The sequence below is a fragment of the Kitasatospora sp. NPDC089913 genome, assembly GCF_044748625.1.
Lineage (GTDB): Bacteria > Actinomycetota > Actinomycetes > Streptomycetales > Streptomycetaceae > Kitasatospora.
In genome coordinates, this window is sequence record NZ_JBIVGI010000026.1 from 89,702 (window position 1) to 107,407 (window position 17,706).

General features: G+C 75.1%; 15 protein-coding genes, 1 tRNA gene and 1 riboswitch. Of the genes, 10 read left to right on the forward strand and 6 right to left on the reverse strand.

From position 1 onward, the window contains the following. Window positions 1-59 precede the first annotated feature (59 nt). Window positions 60-716, forward strand: a complete 657-nt coding sequence (locus tag ACIPYS_RS31140) for a bifunctional DNA primase/polymerase (RefSeq protein WP_093861115.1) — start codon at window positions 60-62, stop codon at window positions 714-716. Between the two features lie 281 nt (window positions 717-997). Here the strand turns inward: ACIPYS_RS31140 and ACIPYS_RS31145 are convergent, their stop codons facing one another. From ACIPYS_RS31145 to ACIPYS_RS31160, 4 genes are all read right to left on the reverse strand, one after another. Continuing rightward, window positions 998-1,984, reverse strand: coding sequence for a DUF5926 family protein (locus tag ACIPYS_RS31145; RefSeq protein WP_093861114.1), 987 nt, complete (start codon window positions 1,982-1,984; stop codon window positions 998-1,000). 175 nt (window positions 1,985-2,159) lie between these two features. Next, a complete protein-coding gene (locus ACIPYS_RS31150; protein ID WP_353653573.1) occupies window positions 2,160-2,564 on the reverse strand; it encodes an ATP-binding protein in 405 nt (134 codons plus the stop codon). 497 nt (window positions 2,565-3,061) lie between these two features. Then, entirely contained in the window at window positions 3,062-3,919 is an 858-nt protein-coding gene (locus tag ACIPYS_RS31155) for a glycerophosphodiester phosphodiesterase family protein (RefSeq protein WP_231978645.1), read from the reverse strand. A gap of 309 nt (window positions 3,920-4,228) precedes the next feature. Further along, window positions 4,229-5,629, reverse strand: a complete 1,401-nt coding sequence (locus ACIPYS_RS31160; protein WP_400752380.1) for a purine-cytosine permease family protein — start codon at window positions 5,627-5,629, stop codon at window positions 4,229-4,231. Then, window positions 5,622-5,771, reverse strand: a riboswitch (TPP riboswitch). Its footprint overlaps the gene before it by 8 nt. A gap of 184 nt (window positions 5,772-5,955) precedes the next feature. Here ACIPYS_RS31160 and ACIPYS_RS31165 point away from each other — a divergent pair. The 8 genes from ACIPYS_RS31165 (at window position 5,956) to ACIPYS_RS31200 (ending at window position 15,199) form a co-directional block, all read left to right on the forward strand. Then, complete coding sequence (locus ACIPYS_RS31165; protein ID WP_400752383.1) at window positions 5,956-7,752, forward strand: S1C family serine protease; 1,797 nt, start codon at window positions 5,956-5,958, stop codon at window positions 7,750-7,752. Window positions 7,753-7,818: 66 nt separating this feature from the next. Continuing rightward, a tRNA-Ser gene (locus tag ACIPYS_RS31170) sits at window positions 7,819-7,906 on the forward strand. A 199-nt stretch (window positions 7,907-8,105) separates the two neighbouring features. Then, window positions 8,106-9,233 carry a peptidoglycan-binding protein gene (locus ACIPYS_RS31175; RefSeq protein WP_197698772.1) on the forward strand — a complete coding sequence of 376 codons (1,128 nt, stop codon included), beginning with the start codon at window positions 8,106-8,108 and terminating at the stop codon, window positions 9,231-9,233. A gap of 94 nt (window positions 9,234-9,327) precedes the next feature. Then, entirely contained in the window at window positions 9,328-10,164 is an 837-nt protein-coding gene (locus ACIPYS_RS31180) for a MerR family transcriptional regulator (protein WP_093861112.1), read from the forward strand. A 79-nt stretch (window positions 10,165-10,243) separates the two neighbouring features. Then, window positions 10,244-11,665 carry an MFS transporter gene (locus ACIPYS_RS31185; RefSeq protein WP_400752388.1) on the forward strand — a complete coding sequence of 474 codons (1,422 nt, stop codon included), beginning with the start codon at window positions 10,244-10,246 and terminating at the stop codon, window positions 11,663-11,665. 127 nt (window positions 11,666-11,792) lie between these two features. Beyond that, complete coding sequence (locus ACIPYS_RS31190) at window positions 11,793-13,157, forward strand: FAD-binding oxidoreductase (RefSeq protein WP_400752391.1); 1,365 nt, start codon at window positions 11,793-11,795, stop codon at window positions 13,155-13,157. Window positions 13,158-13,583: 426 nt separating this feature from the next. Then, the gene (locus tag ACIPYS_RS31195) at window positions 13,584-13,913 is read left to right on the forward strand and encodes a hypothetical protein (protein ID WP_093861109.1); all 330 of its coding nucleotides are present in this window, start codon (window positions 13,584-13,586) and stop codon (window positions 13,911-13,913) included. Between the two features lie 515 nt (window positions 13,914-14,428). Continuing rightward, on the forward strand, window positions 14,429-15,199 hold the full coding sequence (locus ACIPYS_RS31200) for a pyridoxal 5'-phosphate synthase (protein WP_375916117.1): 771 nt from the start codon (window positions 14,429-14,431) through the stop codon (window positions 15,197-15,199). Between the two features lie 171 nt (window positions 15,200-15,370). On the opposite strand, the gene ACIPYS_RS31205 is transcribed toward ACIPYS_RS31200, so the two are convergent. After that, entirely contained in the window at window positions 15,371-16,441 is a 1,071-nt protein-coding gene (locus ACIPYS_RS31205) for an EamA family transporter (protein ID WP_400752396.1), read from the reverse strand. 152 nt (window positions 16,442-16,593) lie between these two features. On the opposite strand from ACIPYS_RS31205, the gene ACIPYS_RS31210 reads away from it, so the two are divergent. Continuing rightward, window positions 16,594-17,472, forward strand: a complete 879-nt coding sequence (locus ACIPYS_RS31210; protein ID WP_400752399.1) for a DUF1906 domain-containing protein — start codon at window positions 16,594-16,596, stop codon at window positions 17,470-17,472. Between the two features lie 7 nt (window positions 17,473-17,479). Here ACIPYS_RS31210 and ACIPYS_RS31215 read toward each other — a convergent pair whose 3' ends face one another. Further along, complete coding sequence (locus ACIPYS_RS31215; RefSeq protein WP_159424945.1) at window positions 17,480-17,677, reverse strand: hypothetical protein; 198 nt, start codon at window positions 17,675-17,677, stop codon at window positions 17,480-17,482. Between the last annotated feature and the right edge of the window lie 29 nt (window positions 17,678-17,706).

The window sequence follows — 17,706 nt, forward strand, 5'->3', positions numbered from 1 at the left end:
GCCGGCCCGGCGGCCGCGGGCCGGAGCCTTCGAGCGGTCACGGAAAGGAACGGGTGCCAATGCGTGACAACCCACTGCGCGACGACCCGAGGAGCCGGTCGGCGGCCCGGGCGGCCCGGCTGGCCGGGGCCCTGTCGGCAGCCACCGAACACCGCTGGCCCGTGGTTCCCGGAACCGTCCTGCTCGCCGGCGGAGCGTGCTCCTGCGGCGACGAGGACTGCCCGGTGCCCGGGGCCCACCCGCACGACCCGACCCTGCTCGCGGCCACCGCCGACGCCCGGATGGTGCGCTGGTGGTGGGAGCGGCGCTGCCCCGACGCGCCGGTGCTGGTCGCGACCGGCCGGACGGTCTCCGCGGTCAGCCTGCCGGCGGCGGCCGGGGCCCGCGCGCTCGCCTATCTGGCCGCGCTCCGGCTGCGGCTCGGCCCGGTGCTGGCTATGCCCGACCGCTACGCGATGCTGGTCGCCCCCTACTCGCTCGACGCGCTCGGCGAGATGCTCGTCCAACTCCCTTGGGTGCCGGGGTCGTTGCGCTACCACGGGAGTGGCGGATTCCTGCCGCTGCCGCCCGGCGGCGGGGCCGGGGACCGGGTGCGCTGGGTGCTGCCGCCCCGTCAGGGCGCCGACGGCGGCGTCTGGCTGCCCCAGGTCGGTCCACTGCTGGGCGAGTTGGTGGACGCGGCGGTCCAGCTGGACAGCGGCCGCTCGGCCTACTGACGGCGCGGCCGGGCCGCTGCCCGCGCGGTACGACCGGGGCGCCCGGCGTATCGATCGGGCACGGCCGACCCGCGTTGGCGTGGGATGTTCGGAAAAACAAAAGATCCGGCCGCTGGCGACGGGGGATGCACCAGCGACCGGACTCTTTAGACAGTAACAAGGATCTGCGCCCGCGCCAATTTCCAAGACGCCGTCGCAGCCCGGAAATTGCGGGTTGCGGGCGACAATGTGACGCGTATCACGTCGAACGGGCGGTCGGCGGCGTTCCTTGCGACCCGCCTTTAGTTCAGGGTGACCTGACGGTTCACCAGGTTCGCCCGGGCCCGCCGCTCGTCCGCGGTCAGCGGAGCCGGGTCGGCGAGGGTCGCCGCGAGGAGCTCGGCGAACTCGGCGGCCGGCTTCTCGCAGTCGGCCGCGGTCATGTCGACCGGCAGGTCCCAGACCGGCACGGTCAGGCCGTGCGCCCGGAACGAGCCGACCAGACGGGTGTCCGGGCCGAGCGAGGACTTCTCGGCGGCGGTCAGCCGGGCCAGCGCGTCCAGCAGCTGCTCCTCCGGCACGGTCATCACCCAGCGCAGGTGGTTCTTGTCCGGGGTGCCGCACCAGTACGCCGAGTCGAGGCCGGCGAGCTTCTCGGTCGGGATCGCCGAGGCGTTGGCGCGCTCCAGCGAGGCGGCCACCTCGCCGGTGGCGGTCTCGGCGTCCTCGAGCCAGAACTCGAAGCCGGTGTGCACGGCCGGCTCGAAGGCGGCGGCGGGGTCCAGCAGGTCCTGCAGGCGGCGGCCGCCCGGCACGGTCCGGCGGGCCGGCACCGGCGAGCCCGGCTCGGCGGCCAGGGCCAGCTCCAGGGCGTCCCCGAGGTCGCGGCTCAGGTCGCCGGAGGAGGACTGGGTCTGCAGGCCCAGCAGGATCGAGCCGTCCTGGCGGCGCAGCGCGGGCCAGGCCAGCGGCAGCACGGTGGCCAGGGTGACCGACGGGACCTCGCCGTTGGCGCCCTCGGCGACCCCGGCGGCCAGCGTCAGCGGCACGGTGGCGGCGGGCACCAGCTCGCGCAGCGCCACCCAGTCCGCCTCGCCGGCCAGGCCCTCGAACGGGCGGTGCACGAGCTCCTGGACCGCGTGCGAGGCCTCGCGGCCGTGGCAGGCCTTGTAGCGGCGGCCCGAGCCGCAGGGGCAGTCCTCGCGGGCCCCGACCACGGGGATGTCGCCCGTGACGGCGGGGGTGGACTGGCTGCGCTGCGGCGCCTTCTTGGCGGCCTTCTTGCCCATGGTGCGGCTCTCCCGGGAACGGTGGTGTTGTGCTCCGGGCAGCCTACTGACGTTCCCCGGGAGTGTGGCGCACACCGGGGCGCGGGCACGGCCCGCCGCCGGGCGGTGCGGGCCCGGCGGACGGCGGGCGCCCGGGCGGTCCGCCGCCGTGCGCCGGTCCTCGGGGCTCCCGGTGTCAGCCGGCCGTCCGCCGGGCGTGCCGGGCCCGGGCCGGGAGAGCCGCCCAGACCGTCACCTCGCCCGGTGCGTCGCGCACGCCCCAGTCGCTCGCCAGCTGGTCCACGATGCTCAGTCCCCGGCCGCCGTGCGAGGTCAGCGAGGGGCTGGACGGCGCGGGCCGGGTCGGCGAGCCGCCGTCGGTCACCTCCAGGGTGAGCACCCCGTCGGCGTGCATCTGCCAGCGGACCAGTACGCCGCCCGCGTCCTCGTCGGGCTCGCCGGGAGCGGCGGCCGGTGCCGCCGGGCCGACGGCCCGGGGCGGTGCGCCGACCAGCAGCGGTTCCGCCGCCTCGGCGCGGGCGCCCCGGCCGAGGGCCGGCAGCGGCCCGAGCGGCCGGGCGTAGCGACAGGCGTTGCTCAAGAGCTCGGAAAGGATCAGAACAGCATCATCAATGACCGGTTGCGGTATCTCCCGGTCTCCCAGATCTCGACGCAGTCGGCGCCGTGCGACCCCGACACTCGCTGGGCCGTGCGGCACTGCCATGGTCGATGAAGTCGGCACTTCACGCGCCACCATCAACGCCACCCCCGGACCTCCTTCAGCGTATGCCGAGGGATGGATGCCCCTTGGCAATACGTCGGAAACGACCGGGCGGCGATCCCGCGCGGTCATTTCAGGCCGGTCTACCGAGGGTGCGCGACAGGTGATTCCGCGCTCACCCTCCGTCGTGAAACTGTATGAATTGCGCCAGAAATCGTTGCCGAAAGGTTTGAGTCCCTACCAAGACGATCAACTTGTCACAGTGGTTGAACGGTTCACCACGGCTCCACGGTCTGCCCGTGCGGCACGGCACCGCACCGTGCGGGAGAACGCGGCAGATCGCGGCAGAACACGGCACCGCCGCGGGCCGGGCGCCGTCACCGGCCGAGCTGGGCCAGCACCTCCGCCGGGCGGTTGGTGATGATCGCCGACACGCCGAGTTCGAGGCACAGCTCGACGTCGGCCGGCTCGTCGACCGTCCACACGTGCACCTGGTGGCCCAGCTCGCGCAGCCTGGTCACCAGCCCCGGCCGGGCCCGCACCAGGTCCATGCCCGGTCCGGCGATCCGCGCCCCGCCCGGCAGCGGCGCACCGGGGCGCAGCCGCCCGCGCAGCACCAGGCCGCGCTCGAACAGGAACACCCTCGGGTACTGCGGCGCCGCGGCCGCCACCCGGGCCAGCGCGACGGAGGAGAAGCTCATGATCCGGGCGCTGACGCCGTGGTCGGCGCCGGTCGCCGCCGCGTCGGTGCCCCGGCCCGCGCCCGCCCCGCCGACGCCGAACCGGTCCAGCAGCCGCAGCAGCTCGGACTCCACCCGGCCGCGGAACCGCACCGGGTGCTTGGTCTCGATCGCGAGGTCCACCGGGCGCCCGGAGTCCACGGCCAGCTCCAGCAGGCTCTCCAGCCGCAGCACGCCGCGCAGCTCCGGGTCCTCGCTCGGCCTGCCGGTCTTCCAGGCGCCGAAGTCGTGCGACTCCAGCTCGGCCAGGGTCATCGCGGAGACCGTGCCCCGGCCGTCCGAGACCCGGCCGATCCGCCGGTCGTGCACGCAGACCAGCTGTCCGTCGGCGGTCACCCGGACGTCGCACTCCAGCGCGTCGGCCCCCTCGGAGAGCGCCCTGCGGTAGGCGGCGAGGGTGTGTTCGGGCAGGGCGTGCGAGGAACCGCGGTGGGCGATCACCTGGACGCTCCGGTCGGTGCGGGCCGTCACGGGTGAGACATCAGGGCTGGTCACACCCCCCACGATAGGCGGCGGAAGTGACACGGAGGCGACGTCGGCCCCAACCCGGGGGGCCGACTTCGTCACTCCGTCGCGCGGCGGGGGGCGTTCCGACGGGCGCTCCCGTGGCGTTCCGGCGGTTGCTCCCGTGGCGTTCCGCCCGGCTCCCGGCGGTGCTCCGCAGGCGTTCCGAGCGGCGTCGGACCGGTGTTCCGTGGACGTTCCGCGGGAGTTCCGCCGGAATTCCCCGGGCATTCGGCATTCGACGGACATTCCGGCGGACGGCCGCCCGGGGCGTTCCGGGGGCCGCCCCGGGCCGCCCGGTCAGCGCGCGTCGGTGACGGCCCGGCCGCGGGTGAACGGGGTCAGCGCCCAGGTCGCCAGGGCGGGCACCAGGAAGCCGAACAGCGAGGCCGAGGTCCACTCCTGCGGGGTGAAGTGCAGCAGCTCCTGCGCGGACGTCCAGAAGTCCGTCCACCAGCCGGCCACCGCGGTCGGCGCGATCAGCTGGTAGACCGCGAAGCCCAGCGCCCACGGCAGCAGCATCAGCCAGCGGGACGGCGCCCCGTCCGAGAGGTCCCAGCCGCGCCGCCCGGCGCCGAGGAAGTAGTCGACCGCCAGCACCGCGAACATCGGCACGAAGACCGAGCCGATCAGCCCCAGGAAGGCGTAGTACGAGTCGGTGAACGCGGTGATCTGCAGCGCGAGCACGGTGATCAGCGCGCCGGTGCCGCCGGTGAGCACCCGGCGGTCGACCTTCGGCAGCAGGTTGTGGATCGACATCGCGGTCGAGTAGACGTTCGCGAAGGACTGGTCGGTCTCGCGCAGCACCAGCACCAGCAGGAACAGCCAGCCCGCCCAGACGCCCAGGAAGGAGTCGAAGATCCGGTCGGGGTCGCCGTCCGCCTGGAGCAGCGCCATCAGGCCGAGCACGTAGCACCAGACCTGCGCCACCGTGTAGCCGGAGAAGCTGCCCCAGAACGCCGAGCGCGGGGTGCGCGAGTGCCGGGTGTAGTCGGCGGCGAGCGGGACGAAGGAGATGGACACCGCGATCATCGCGTCCGTCGCCCGCAGGAAGCCGTGCCAGTTGCCCGCGCCCGGGTCGGCGACGCCGTTCCGGCCGAGCTGGACGGTGAAGTACACCATCGCCACCGCCACCGCGACGGCGACGAAGCGGCGCAGCACGGCGATCGCGCCGAGCGGCCAGATGGTCAGCGCGGTGGTGATCGCGCCGGCCAGGACGACGAAGAGCCAGCGGTAGCCCTCGGTGCCGACGACGGTCTGCGCGCCGAGCGCGATCGTCAGCAGCTCGTACACGCCCCAGCCGATGCACTGGACGATGTTGAGCACCGTCGGCACGTAGGACAGCCGGGTGCCGAACAGTCCGCGCAGGGTCGCCATGGCGGGCGCGCCGGTGCGGGCGCCGATCAGCGCGGCGACACCGAGCATCGCCGTGCCGACCGCGGTGCCGGCCACGATCGCGGTCACGGCGGCGGCCAGCGACAGCTCGCTGCCCTTGGCGCCGAGCACGGTCGCGGCGGTGGTGAAGCCGATCAGCGAGACGCCGAGGTTCATCCAGAGCGCGAAGTGGTCGCGGAAGCGGAGGGTGCGGGGCGGCTCGGTGTCGAGCACCAGCGGCGCCTCGACCCGGGTCTGGGGCTCCAGGACGGCGGTCGCCGAGGACGAGGACGAGGAGGACGTCGAGGACGTCGAGGCAGGCGGCACGGCCGATATCTCCCTACGCCGGCATTACCCGGACAGGTTCCGGCGGTCTGCGCCCCCTCGACGGTCCGTCCACGGATCCCGTGGCGTACGGTCGACCGGCGCACTCTCAGCCTGGTGGGTCCAAGCTCCCGCGTGTCAGTTCGGAGCGACAGGCTAGCGGGCACGGGGAAGAACGCCAAGGCCAGGGGGCCGGGCGGGCGGCGTCCGGGGCGTCCGTCTGGTCGGGCTAAGGATTCTTATGAGTTCTTCAGAAGGCTCCTTACGGCAATCGAATCGAGTGTGCGAAAAACTATGGTTGTTGGTCCTGTCAGCGATGGAGGTCGTCCGTGAGCACCGAGCGCGAGGTTGGGTCCACCGGGCCGCAGGGGGAGCAGCCCTCCGGCGGCCAGGGGGTGGTGGGTTCCCCTGCTGACGGTCCGGCGCAGCAGAGTGCGGCCGGCCCGTCCCCCGCGGCGGAGCCGTCGGCTCCGGCCGTCGAGGGGGGTTCCGGCGGGTTCACCCCCACCGTGGCGTTCGGCAAGCTGACGGCCCCCGAGCCGGCGGCCCCGCCGGTGCCGGCGCCCGCCGCGCCCGCCGCACCCCCGGCCGCCGAGCCCGGCTACCTGGACGCCCCGCCGCCGGTCCTGCCGCCTGCCCCGGCTCCGGCGGCGCCCGCCGCCCCGGCCGCCCCGCAGGGCGGCAACCCGTACGCCACCCCGGCCCCCGGCACCCCGGTGCCCCCGGCCCTCGCCGCGCACGACCCGTACGGCGCGCCGTCGGCCCCGCACGACCCCTACGCGGCGCCCGCCGCGGCCCAGCACGACCCGTACGGGACGCCCGCCGCCCCGCCGGCCCCGGGTGCGACCGGGCAGCACCACCACCCGTTCGGCGCAGGCCAGCCGCTCGGCGGCTGGGGCTCCCACGACATCGCCCCCGGCGCGCCCGGGGCCCCCGGCGGTCCGGGCGGCCCGCTCGGCTACCCGGGCGAGTACCTCGGCGCCCCCGGTCCCGGCGGCCCGCGCAAGAAGCGCGGCGGTCTGATCGCCCTGGTCGCGGCGGTGGCCCTGGTGGCCGGTGTGGCCGGCGGCGCGGTCGGAGTGGCCGTCGCCGACCGCGACGACACCTCCGTCAGTGCCAAGGCCGACCGCAGCTCCACCACGGTCCAGGCCAACAACACCCAGAAGAACGAGCCCGCCCCGGGCTCGGTGGCCGGAATCGCGCAGAAGGCGCTGCCCAGCGTCGTCACCATCAAGGCCCAGGGCAACGGCGAGTCCGGTACCGGCACCGGCTTCGTCTTCGACACCGAGGGCCACATCCTCACCAACAACCACGTGGTGGCGCCCGCCTCCACCAGCGGCGGCAAACTGACCGTCAAGTTCGCCGACGGCAGCTCCTACGGCGCCTCGGTGCTCGGCCGCGCCGAGGGCTACGACGTCGCGGTGATCAAGCTCGACACCCCGCCGAAGGGGAAGCTGACGCCGCTTCCGCTGGCCGACTCCGACAAGGTCAACGTCGGCGACTCCACCATCGCCATCGGTGCCCCGTACGGCCTGGAGTCCACCGTCACCACCGGCATCATCAGCGCCAAGGACCGCCCGGTCGCCTCCGGCGACGAGACCGGTGCGCAGGCCTCGTACATGAACGCGCTGCAGACCGACGCCTCGATCAACCCCGGCAACTCCGGTGGTCCGCTGCTGGACTCCTCGGGCGCGGTGATCGGCATCAACTCCGCGATCCAGTCCAACGCCTCCAGCAACGGCCGGGCCGGCTCCATCGGCCTGGGCTTCGCGATCCCGGTCAACCAGGCCAAGTGGGTCGCGGACACCCTGATCAAGACCGGCAAGCCGGTCTACGCCAAGCTCGACGTGCTGCGCAACGACGACTACAAGGGCGACGGCGCGCAGATCCAGACCCGCGACATCCAGGGCCAGCCGGCCGTCACCCCCGGCGGCGCCGCCGACCAGGCCGGCCTCAAGCCGGGCGACGTGATCACCAAGCTCGGCGGCAGCCCGATCGAGAACGGCCCCGCCCTGGTCAGCAAGATCTGGACGCACAAGCCGGGCGAGACCGTCGACGTCGAGTACACCCGCAACGGCCAGACGGCCACCACCAAGGTCACCCTCGGCACCCGCGTCGGCGACTGACCCCCGCCCCACCCCGGAAACCCGGTGCACCGAACCCCACCGGACCCGTTAGGCTGACCTCCGCCTGGAGAGCTGCCCGAGCGGCCTAAGGGAACAGTCTTGAAAACTGTCGTGCGGTGACCCCGTACCGTGGGTTCGAATCCCACGCTCTCCGCCGGTAGGAGAAGAACCACCTGCTCAAGGCGGGTGTCGACCTCAGGGTCGGCACCCGCCTTCGTGCTTTTCGGGGTGGGAAGTGCCCCGTTTTCACCTGAACGGGGGGTTTGTGGGGGATGCGTCGTTCCGGGGAGGGCCGGGTCTCGTGTGTTCGGGCGTAAGGGGCGAAGTGCCCTGGGCCCGGCAAGGAGAGACGGATGGCCTGGTACCCCGGCGCGGAGAAGATGGAGCTCCAGCCAGAGTCGGACGAGCAGCCGGCGATCACGCCGACGCAGGTGGTCTTCCACAGTGTGGCGGCGCCGTGGACGCCGCGGCGGATGTACGAGTACTGGCGGGACTCGACCAACCTGGAGTCGCACTTCGGGGTCGGATACGACGGCGGCGTGGGGCAGTTCGTCGGCACCGAGACGCGTGCCGACGCCAATATGGGCGCCAACCGCAGGGCCGACGGCACCGGCGCGGTCAGCGTGGAGACGGCCAGCGACGACACGAGCAGCGATCCCTGGACGGACGCCCAGGTCGCCGCCCTGGTCGCGCTCGGGGTGTGGCTGCACCAGCGGCACGGCATCCCGGTGCGGATCTGCCCGCAGTGGGACGCGCCCGGCTTCGGGGTGCACCGGATGTTCCCGCAGTGGTCGGACGGCGGTACGGCCTGCCCGGGGGACGTCCGGGCCCGGCAGTTCCGCGAGGTGGTGCTGCCCGGCATCGCCGCGGCGGCCGGCGGTGCGCCGGTGCCCACGCCGCGCGGGGACTCCGGCCCGGCCGGCGATCCCGGGCCGGCCCGGTACCGGGTGACGATCAACGGGCTGGAGTACGGCTACGGAGCGCACGGACCGCAGGTCCGGGAGGTCGGCGAGGCGCTCGTCCGGCAGGGCTTCGGCGGGCACTACGCGGCCGGCCCGGACGAGGACTGGCGGGACGCCGACACGCTCAACTACCGGGACTTCCAGCGCAGTCTGGGGTACTCGGGGCCGGACGCCGACGGTGTGCCGGGGGAGGGGTCGCTGCGCCGGCTGCTCGGCCGGCTGCCCTCGCCGCGCCGGGTGTCGCTCGCCCACGTGGTCGCGGCCGCCCGCACCGACCCGGGCGCCGAGCAGGGGCACCAGACCTACGGGGGCGAGGTGCGGATCGTCGAACAGGCCCTCGCGGACGAGGGCTTCCTGGAGCAGCGCTGGGTGGACGGCTCGCTCGGCACCCGGACGGTACAGGCGTACGCGGCCTTCCAGCGCAGCCTCGGCTACGCGGGGGAGGACGCCAACGGGGTCCCCGGCCAGCGGAGCCTGCGCACGCTGGGGGACCGGCGGGGGTTCGACGTGACCGACTGATCCACCGCGCGCCGCCCGCCGGGTGCCGGCGGGCGGGCGGGCGGGGCCCGGGGCTTGACCATGACACCGTGTGAGGTCCTGCAATGGAGGGACCATGTTGAACATCGGAGACTTCGCCAAGCACGGCCGGGTGTCGGTCCGGATGCTGCGTCACTACGACGCCGTCGGACTGCTCCGGCCGGCCCGGGTCGACCCGTCGAGCGGCTACCGCTGCTACGAGGCGTCCCAGCTCGCCCGGCTCAACCGGGTCATCGCCCTCAAGGAACTCGGCTTCACACTGCAGCAGGTGCGGGCCGTCCTGGACGAGGAGGTGGACCCGGCGGAGCTGCGCGGGATGCTGCGGCTGCGGCGGGCCGAGCTCGCCGCGGCCATCGCCGCGGACGTGGAACGGCTGGCCCGGGTGGAGACGAGGCTCCGGACGATCGAGAGCGAGGGGACCATGTCCGCACAGGACGTTGTGGTGAAGCGGCTGCCGTCGGTCCGGGCGGCCGAACTGTCGGGTGTCGCGGCGAGCTACGAGCCGCAGGACATCGGGCCGGTCGTCGGCCCGCTGTTCGAGGAGCTCTGCGGTCGCCTGGCGGCGGCCGGTGTCGCGGCCGCCGGGCCGTCCGTCGCCCGCTACGAGGACACCGGGGACGGCGACGGCTCGGTGCTGATCCGGGTCGCCGTGCCGGTCGCGGCCGGGACCGGCACGGCCACGGGCGAGGAGCACGGCTTCGCGGTGGTCGAGCTGCCGGCCGTCGAGGCGGCGGCGACGGTGGTGCACCGGGGCTCGATGGACGAGGCGCTGGGCTCGTTCCAGGCGCTGGCGCGCTTCGTCGAGGAGAACGGCTACCGCTCGGCGGGCTATGCCCGGGAGCTCTACCTGGAGTGCCCCGAGGACCGGGCGGACTGGGTGACGGAGCTGCAGGAGCCGGTGGTCCGGGCCTGATCCGCGCCCGGCGGTGACCCGCGCCCGGGCGGTCCGGCGCTTGCCCTGAAGCCGGTCGAGGGTCCTAGCGTCGTCGCGCATGACGACCACGGGTTACCGCACGCCCACCGGCGATGCCGCCGCCGTGCCCGCCGCCGTGCCCGCCGCCGGGGACGCCGCCGGGGACGGCGAGGCCGACGCAGCCGCCTCCGCCGGGGCCCGCCCGGGCCGGGCGGCGCTGCCCGCGCCGTACCTGCGCTGGCTCGCCGGCGCGCAGCTCGGGGCGCTGGGCGACGCCGCCCTCGCCTTCGCCCTGGGCTGGGCCGCCGCCGCGCACGGCGGGGCGGCCGCCGGTCTGGTGCTCACCGTGATCACGACGGCCCGGACGGCGCTGGTCCTGGTCGGCGGCGCGGTGGCGGACCGGCGGGGCGCGCGCCGGGTGATGCTCGCCGGGGACGCGGTGATGCTGGCCGCGACGCTCGCGCTGGCGGCCGCGGCCGGAGTCCTGGGCAGTCCGCTCGGGCTGCTGCTGCTCGCGGCGCTGGTGATCGGCGTGGTGGACGCGTTCTACCTCCCGGCGAGCGGGTCGGTGCCCCGGCTGCTCGTGCCCGCGGCGGACCTGCCGCGGGCCCTGGCGCTGCGCCAGGCGGGCGGTCAGGCGGCCGCCCTGCTGGGGGCACCCCTCGGCGGCGCCCTGGTCGCGGCGGGCGGGCTGCCCGCCGCGGCGCTGGCGGACGCGGCGAGCTTCGCCGTCCTGCTGCTGGTGCTGCTGTTCCTGCCGGTGTCCGACCCGCGCCCGGCCCCGCCGGCCGGGATCGGTAAGGCCGGGAACAGTACGGCCGGGAACAGCACGGCCGGGATCGGTACAGCTGGGAACAGCACGGCCGGGAACAGCACGGAACGGCCCCCCGGTCCGGTCCGGGAGGCCGTCGCCGGGGTGCGGCTGGTGTCGGGCGACCGGCTGCTGCGCGCGGCGCTGCTGCTGGCCGGCGCCGCGGCCGGGGCGGTGCTGCCGGTGGTCTCGCTGCTCGGGCCGCTGCTGGCCCGGTCCGCCGGGTGGGGCGCGGGAGCGGCCGGTCTGGTGGCGGGTGCCCAGGGCGCGGGGGTCCTGGTGGTGGCGGTCCTGCTCGCCCGCCGGGGCTCCCGGCCCGGCCGGCCCCCGCGCGGGGCGGGAGCGGAGGCGGCGGCCGGGCTCTGCGCCGCCGCCGCGGGCATCGCGCTGCTGGCCGCGGCGCCGGTCCCGGCGGCGGCCGTTACCGGTGGGCTGCTGACGGGCGCGGGGTCGGGGCTGTTCGCCGGCCGGCTCGGGCCGCTGGTGCTGGGAGCCGCGCCGGACACCCATCTCTCCCGGGTGCAGGCCCTGCTGACCCTGGTGCAGAGCGCCGCGCTGGTGCTCTCGACCGGGGGGCTCGGCCTGCTCGCCGACACGGCCGGACCCCGGTTGCCGATCGCCCTCTGCGCACTGGCCACCGCGGCCGCCGGGGTCCTCGCGCTGGCCTCGCCGGTGCTGCGCCGGGCCTGACCTCCCCCTGTGTGCCGCCCCGGCGTACGTGCCGGCTCGACGTACGTGCCGCCCCGACGCACTTGCCGGGCGGGCGGACGGCGGGCAGAGTGCGGACGGGGACGGGCGGCGGAGGGCGGAGGCGGCGATGAGTGACCTGACGGACCGGCTGGCGGAGGGCCTCCCGCCCGGGGCGATGGCCGTGGACCCGGACGTGACGGAGGCCTACCGGCACGACATGGCGGACTTCTGCCCGGCCGGCACCCCGGCCGTGGTGGTCTTCCCGGAGACGGTCGAGCAGGTGCAGCACGTACTGCGCACCGCCACCGCGCTGCGCGTCCCGGTGGTCCCGCAGGGGGCCAGGACCGGGTTGTCCGGCGCGGCCAACGCGGTCGACGGCTGCATCGTGCTGTCGATGCTGCGGATGAACCGGATCCTGGAGATCGACCCGGTGAACCGGATCGCGGTGGTCGAGCCGGGGGTGGTGAACGCCGAGCTCTCCCGGGCGGCGGCCGCCTCGGGGCTCGCCTACCCGCCCGACCCGTCGAGCTGGGAGTCCTGCACCATCGGCGGCAACATCGGGACCGGCGCGGGCGGGCTCTGCTGCGTCAAGTACGGCGTGACCGCCGAGTACGTGCTCGGTCTCGACGTGGTGCTGGCCGACGGACGGCTGCTGTCCACCGGCCGCCGGACGGCCAAGGGCGTGGCCGGCTACGACCTGACCCGGCTGCTGGTCGGCTCCGAGGGCACCCTGGGGGTCGTGGTCCGCGCCGTGCTGGCGCTGCGGCCGGCCCCCGCCCCGCAGCTGGCCCTGGCGGCGGAGTTCCCGAGCACGGCCTCGGCGGGTGCGGCGGTCTGCGAGGTGATGGCACGCGGCTTCACCCCCTCGCTGATGGAGCTGATGGACCCGGTGAGCGTGCGCGCGGTCAACGAGCTGGGGCGGATGGGCCTGCCGGAGTCGACCCGGGCGCTGCTGCTGGTCGCCTTCGACGGTCCGGACCGGGTGGCCGAGCTGGCCTCGGTCGGCGAGCTGTGCCGGGCGGCCGGGGCGACCGAGGTGGTGCCGGCCGAGGACCAGGCCGAGTCCGAGCTGCTGCTGGAGGCGCGTCGGCTGGCGCTGCCCGCGCTGGACCGGCTGGGCACCACGATGATCGACGACGTGGCGGTGCCGCGCTCACGGCTGGCCGAGATGCTGGAGGGCGTCGCGGCGATCGGGGAGCGGCACGGGCTGACCATCGGGGTGGTGAGTCACGCCGGGGACGGAAACACCCATCCGATCGTCATCTTCGACGCGGCGGACCCGGAGCAGTCCGCCCTGGCGCAGCGCTCCTTCGACGAGATCATGGCGCTGGGGCTGGAGCTGGGCGGGACGATCACGGGGGAGCACGGGGTGGGGCTGCTCAAGCGGGAGTGGCTGGCGCGGGAGCTGGGGCCGGTGGCGGTGGAGCTGCAGCGGCAGCTGAAGGCGGTCTTCGATCCGCTGGGGATCCTCAATCCCGGCAAGGCGGTTTGACCGGCCTTTCGGGCGGGGCAACAAAGGTATTGTTCTCAGGATTTTCAGACTGTCGCAGGATGGCCTGAAATATCGACACGGTGGCGTGACCGCACCCGGCGGGGGCGTGTTTGTCTCTTTCGCGCGCCAGGGTGGTGCGCCGGGTTGTCCGTGTGCCCCCTTCGCGCCGCCCCCGATGACTCGGTCGTGTCCGACCGTTCGGGCGAAATGCCAGGTCGGCGGCGGTGTGTCGGCGCGCTTCCAGGATCGTTCGCAGTTATGCGCGGGGCTGCTGGATATCACGCTAAAGGGCGAAAAGGGCACCCGGGGGTGGTGCTTTGTCGATTTGTTGCGGAAGTCTGTGACCCGGCGTCGCAGCCCGCAGGTGTTCGTCTGGCCGGCGAACTCCCGCACCCAATGCACGATTACCGTTTCTTGGAGGCTCCCATGGCTCGCAACCGAATCCGCCGTACCGCCGGTGTGCTGCTCGCGGCCCCGCTCGCGGCCGGCCTGCTGCTCGCCGGTGCCGGTGCCGCCGCCGCCGACAACGGCGCGCTCGCCAACGACGGGTCCAACAGCGGGGTGGTGTCGAACGTCGGGACGGGCAACGTCTTCGGCTCGGTCGACGGCAACTACATCTCCAACCAGCAGACCGCGACCGGCTCCGGGGCCTCGAACCAGTCCAACACCCTGGCGGTGAAGGACAACTCGGGCACCATCCTGGCCGGCCAGTCCAACAAGAACTACAGCATCGTCTTCGCGCCGATCTTCCACTGAGCACCCGGGCGATCGGGCACCGGGACGTCCCGGGTGCCGGCACCGACCGGGAGCCGTCGACGGCGGGGGCGCCGTCGACGGGGCACCGGGGCCGGCCGGGGCGGACGCGGGTGGGCTGAGCACCCGCGACGGGTCCGGAGCGGACCGCGAAGTGGATCGGAAGAACCGCGATCGGAACGGATCGCACAGTGCGCAACCGGGCAGCGGAAAGGGTCACCGCGAACCGGCCCCGTGGGCGGCACCGAGCACCGGTGCCGCCCACGGGCGTGTCCGGGCGTGTCCGGCGTGTCCGGGCGAGCCGGGAGTGTTCCGGCGTGTCCGGGCGCACCGGGTGCGGCCGCCCGTTCCCGGGGGCGGGCACGGGCAGGCGCGGGCGGGCCGGCGCGGGGCCCGCGCCCTGAGCCGTCACCGTGCGGCGGTACGGTTGCGCTCCGACAGTGCACCCCCGAGCCCGGCGCCCCCGGCGGCCCGTCCGGCGAGGGGCTGCGGCGGCGGCAACCGGAAGGAAGGGCGCGATGGCAGCCGAGGACGAGGACCTGAGCGGCCCGGGCGGGACGACGCCCGCACCCGGTCCCGGGTCGGGCCCGGAGCCGCGCCCGGAAACGCGGTCCGAGCCCCGTTCCGTGCCCGAGCTGATGCTGGGCCGTCCGCCGATGGCCCGCCCGCTGCCGGGCTTCGACACCGGGGCGGCCCCGGCCGAGCCCGGCCCGCTCTTCGTCGACTGGCTCGCCACCGCCGTCGACGCCGGGGTGCTGGACCCGCAGGTGTTCACCCTCTCCACGGTCGACGCCGACGGCCTGCCGGACGCCCGCGTCCTGGTGCTGCGCGACGTGGACGCGGCCGGTACCGGCTGGGTCTTCTCCGCCGCCGCCGACAGTCCCAAGGGCCGCCAGCTGGCCGACCACCCGGCCGCCGCGCTCACCGTCTACTGGCCCCGGCTCGGCCGGCAGGTGCGGGTCCGCGGCACCGTCGAACGGGCCGCCGACCTGGTCGCGGCGGCCGAGTTCGCCACCCGCTCCCCGGATGCCCGGATCGGCGCGCTGGTCGGGCGGCAGAGCGAGCCGCTGGCCTCGCCGGCCGAGTACGAGGAGGCGGTGGCGGTGGCCCGGCGCCGGCTGGAGGCCACCCCGGACGCGGTCGCCGCCGGGCACGCCGTCTACACGCTCTGGGCGCACGAGGTCGAGTTCTGGCAGGGCGAGGCCGAGCGCCACCACGTCCGCCTCCGCTACACCAGAACCGGACCGGTGCTCACCCCGGAGTGGTCGCGCACCCTGCTCTGGCCCTGAAGCACCCGGGTGCCGGAGGCACCCGCAGCACCCGGAGCACTTGAAGGACCCGAGGCGCCGGGAGCACCCGCAGTACCCGACGTACCGCGGCGGACGGCCGGGGGCGCGCATCGACCGGATGCGCGCCCCGCCCCCGCCCCCGCCCCCGCCCCCGGCCCGCCCCGGCCCGGCTCAGCGCCGCCCGGTCAGGGTGGCCCCGACGCTCGCCACCACCACACAGCCGATGCCCGCCAGCTGGGACGCGCCCAGCAGCTGTCCGAGCACCACCAGCCCGACCAGCGCGCTGACCGCCGGCTCCAGGCTCACCAGCACGCTGAAGACCCGCTGGGGCATCCGCCGCAGCGCCGTCATCTCCAGCGCGTAGGGGATCACCGGCAGCAGCAGTGACACCCCGGCGACCGCGAGCAGCAGCAACAGCGGCGAGGCGTCCGGCGCGAACAGTCCGTCCCAGGCCTCGCCGAGCCCGAACGGCGCCACCACCAGCGCGCCGACCGTCATCGACACGGCCAGCCCCTGGAAACCCTGGAACGCCGCCCCGACCTTGTCCGTGAACAGGATGTACGCGGCGTAGCAGGCCGCCGCCCCGAAGGCGCAGAGCAGGCCGACCGGGTCCAGTCCGGTGCCGCCCTCCCCGCCCTCGCCGAGCAGCGTCAGCAGGGCGACCCCGCCGGCCGCGAGCAGCGCCCACAGCAGGTGGCTGGCGCGGCGGGCGAAGAACAGCGCCACCGCGAGCGGGCCGAGGAACTCGATGGTGGCGGCGGTGCCCATCGGCAGCCGGTCGATCGCCCCGGCGAACAGCAGGGTCATCCCGGCCGAGGCCATGCCGAGCAGACCCGCGGCGGCCAGGTCGCGCGGCCGGCGCCCGCGCAGCCGGGGCCGGGTGACGGCGAGCAGGACGAGCGCCGCGAAGCCCAGCCGGAGGAAGGTGGTGCCGCTGACCCCGAGCGGGCCGAACAGCGGCTTGGAGAACGCGATCCCGGTCTGCACCAGGAACATCGCCGTCAGACAGAGCAGCGGCGCCGGGATCCTCTCCGGGCGCCGCAGGAAGTTCGGGAACCGTCGGCCGGACGGTCGGCCGGGTCGCGGGTCCGGTGGCAGCCCCTCCGCGGGCGCCCCGCCTCGTCGCCAGCCGCCCCGCTCGCCGGCGGGCTCGCCCTTGGGGGCGGGCGGCATGACAAGCGCCTCGGCGACGGCGGAGGCCGTCGTCGGGGCGGAGGTTTCGCTGAGGTGGGGCGTGGGCATAAAGGCGAGTTTGCCGTAAGGAGCCACCGGGCAGCAAGCTCGTTACAAATATCGGGACGGATGCGGACGGGTGCGTCCGAAAGGGTGGGCTTTCCCGGCCCGTGCGGCGCGGTTGCCGCGGTTGTCCGACGCTCCGTCAGTATCAAGGCGGCGTGCGCTATCTCCGCCCCGCGGCCATCGCCGCCGCCTCCTTCGTCCTGCTGCTGGCCGCCGGCGGTCCGGGCGCGAGCGCCGACGAGACCGTGCCGGTGGTCGCCGCCGCCCCCCGGATCCGGGCCACCGTCCTCCCCGACCGGTTCGGTCCGCCCGCCGCCCGGGCCCGGGACCTCTTCACCGGCGCGGCCTTCGACGCCTGCACCGCGCCACCGCTGGAGACCATGCGGGCCTGGCGCGACTCCTCGCCGTACGGGGCGGTCGGCATCTATACCAGCGGGAGCCAGCGCGGCTGCGCCCAGCCGAGGCTCGGCGCCGACTGGGTGCGGCAGGCCAGGGCGATGGGGTGGCGCTTCCTGCCCGTCCACGTCGGCCTCCAGGCACCGTGCAGCGAGCTGAGCCGCAAGCCGAAGCGGATCGACCCGGCGCGGGCGGTCCGGCAGGGCCGGGAGGAGGCGCTCGAGGCGGTCGCCGGTCTCAAGGCGGTCGGGCTCGGCAAGGGCAGTCCGGTCTTCCTGGACATCGAGGCCTACCCGTCGCGCGACCCGGCGTGCGGGCAGGCCGTGGTCGACTTCACCCTCGGCTGGACCCAGGCCCTGCACCTGGCGGGCTACGGCTCCGGCCTCTACTCCAGTCTCGATTCCGGCATCGCCGACCTCGCCGCGGCCGCCCGGGCCGGCAGCTCGCCGCTGCCCGACACGCTCTGGTACGCCCGCTGGGACGACCGGGCCGACACGGCGGGCGGCGGGGCGCTCGCCCCGGACCTCTGGACCTCGCACCAGCGCGTCCACCAGTACCGCGGCAACGTCGAGGAGACCTACGGCGGGGCGACGCTCACCGTCGACCGCAACCAGGTCGACGCCCCGCTGGCCGGCTGAGGCGGCGTCACTCCCGCAGGGCGAGCCCCAGGAAGCCCAGGCCGCCGCAGTGGCGGCAGGTCTGCGGGATGTGCCCGGTGCCGGTCCGGCCCCCGCGCAGGCCCATCCGCGCCTCCGTCCGCACGCCCTCCGCGCAGGACGGGCACGGCATCCGGAGCCCGCTCGGCAGCGGTCCCGCCCGTCGTTCGTCACGCCCGTCACCCATGCCCCCAGTATCCCGCCCGTCCCGGCGGC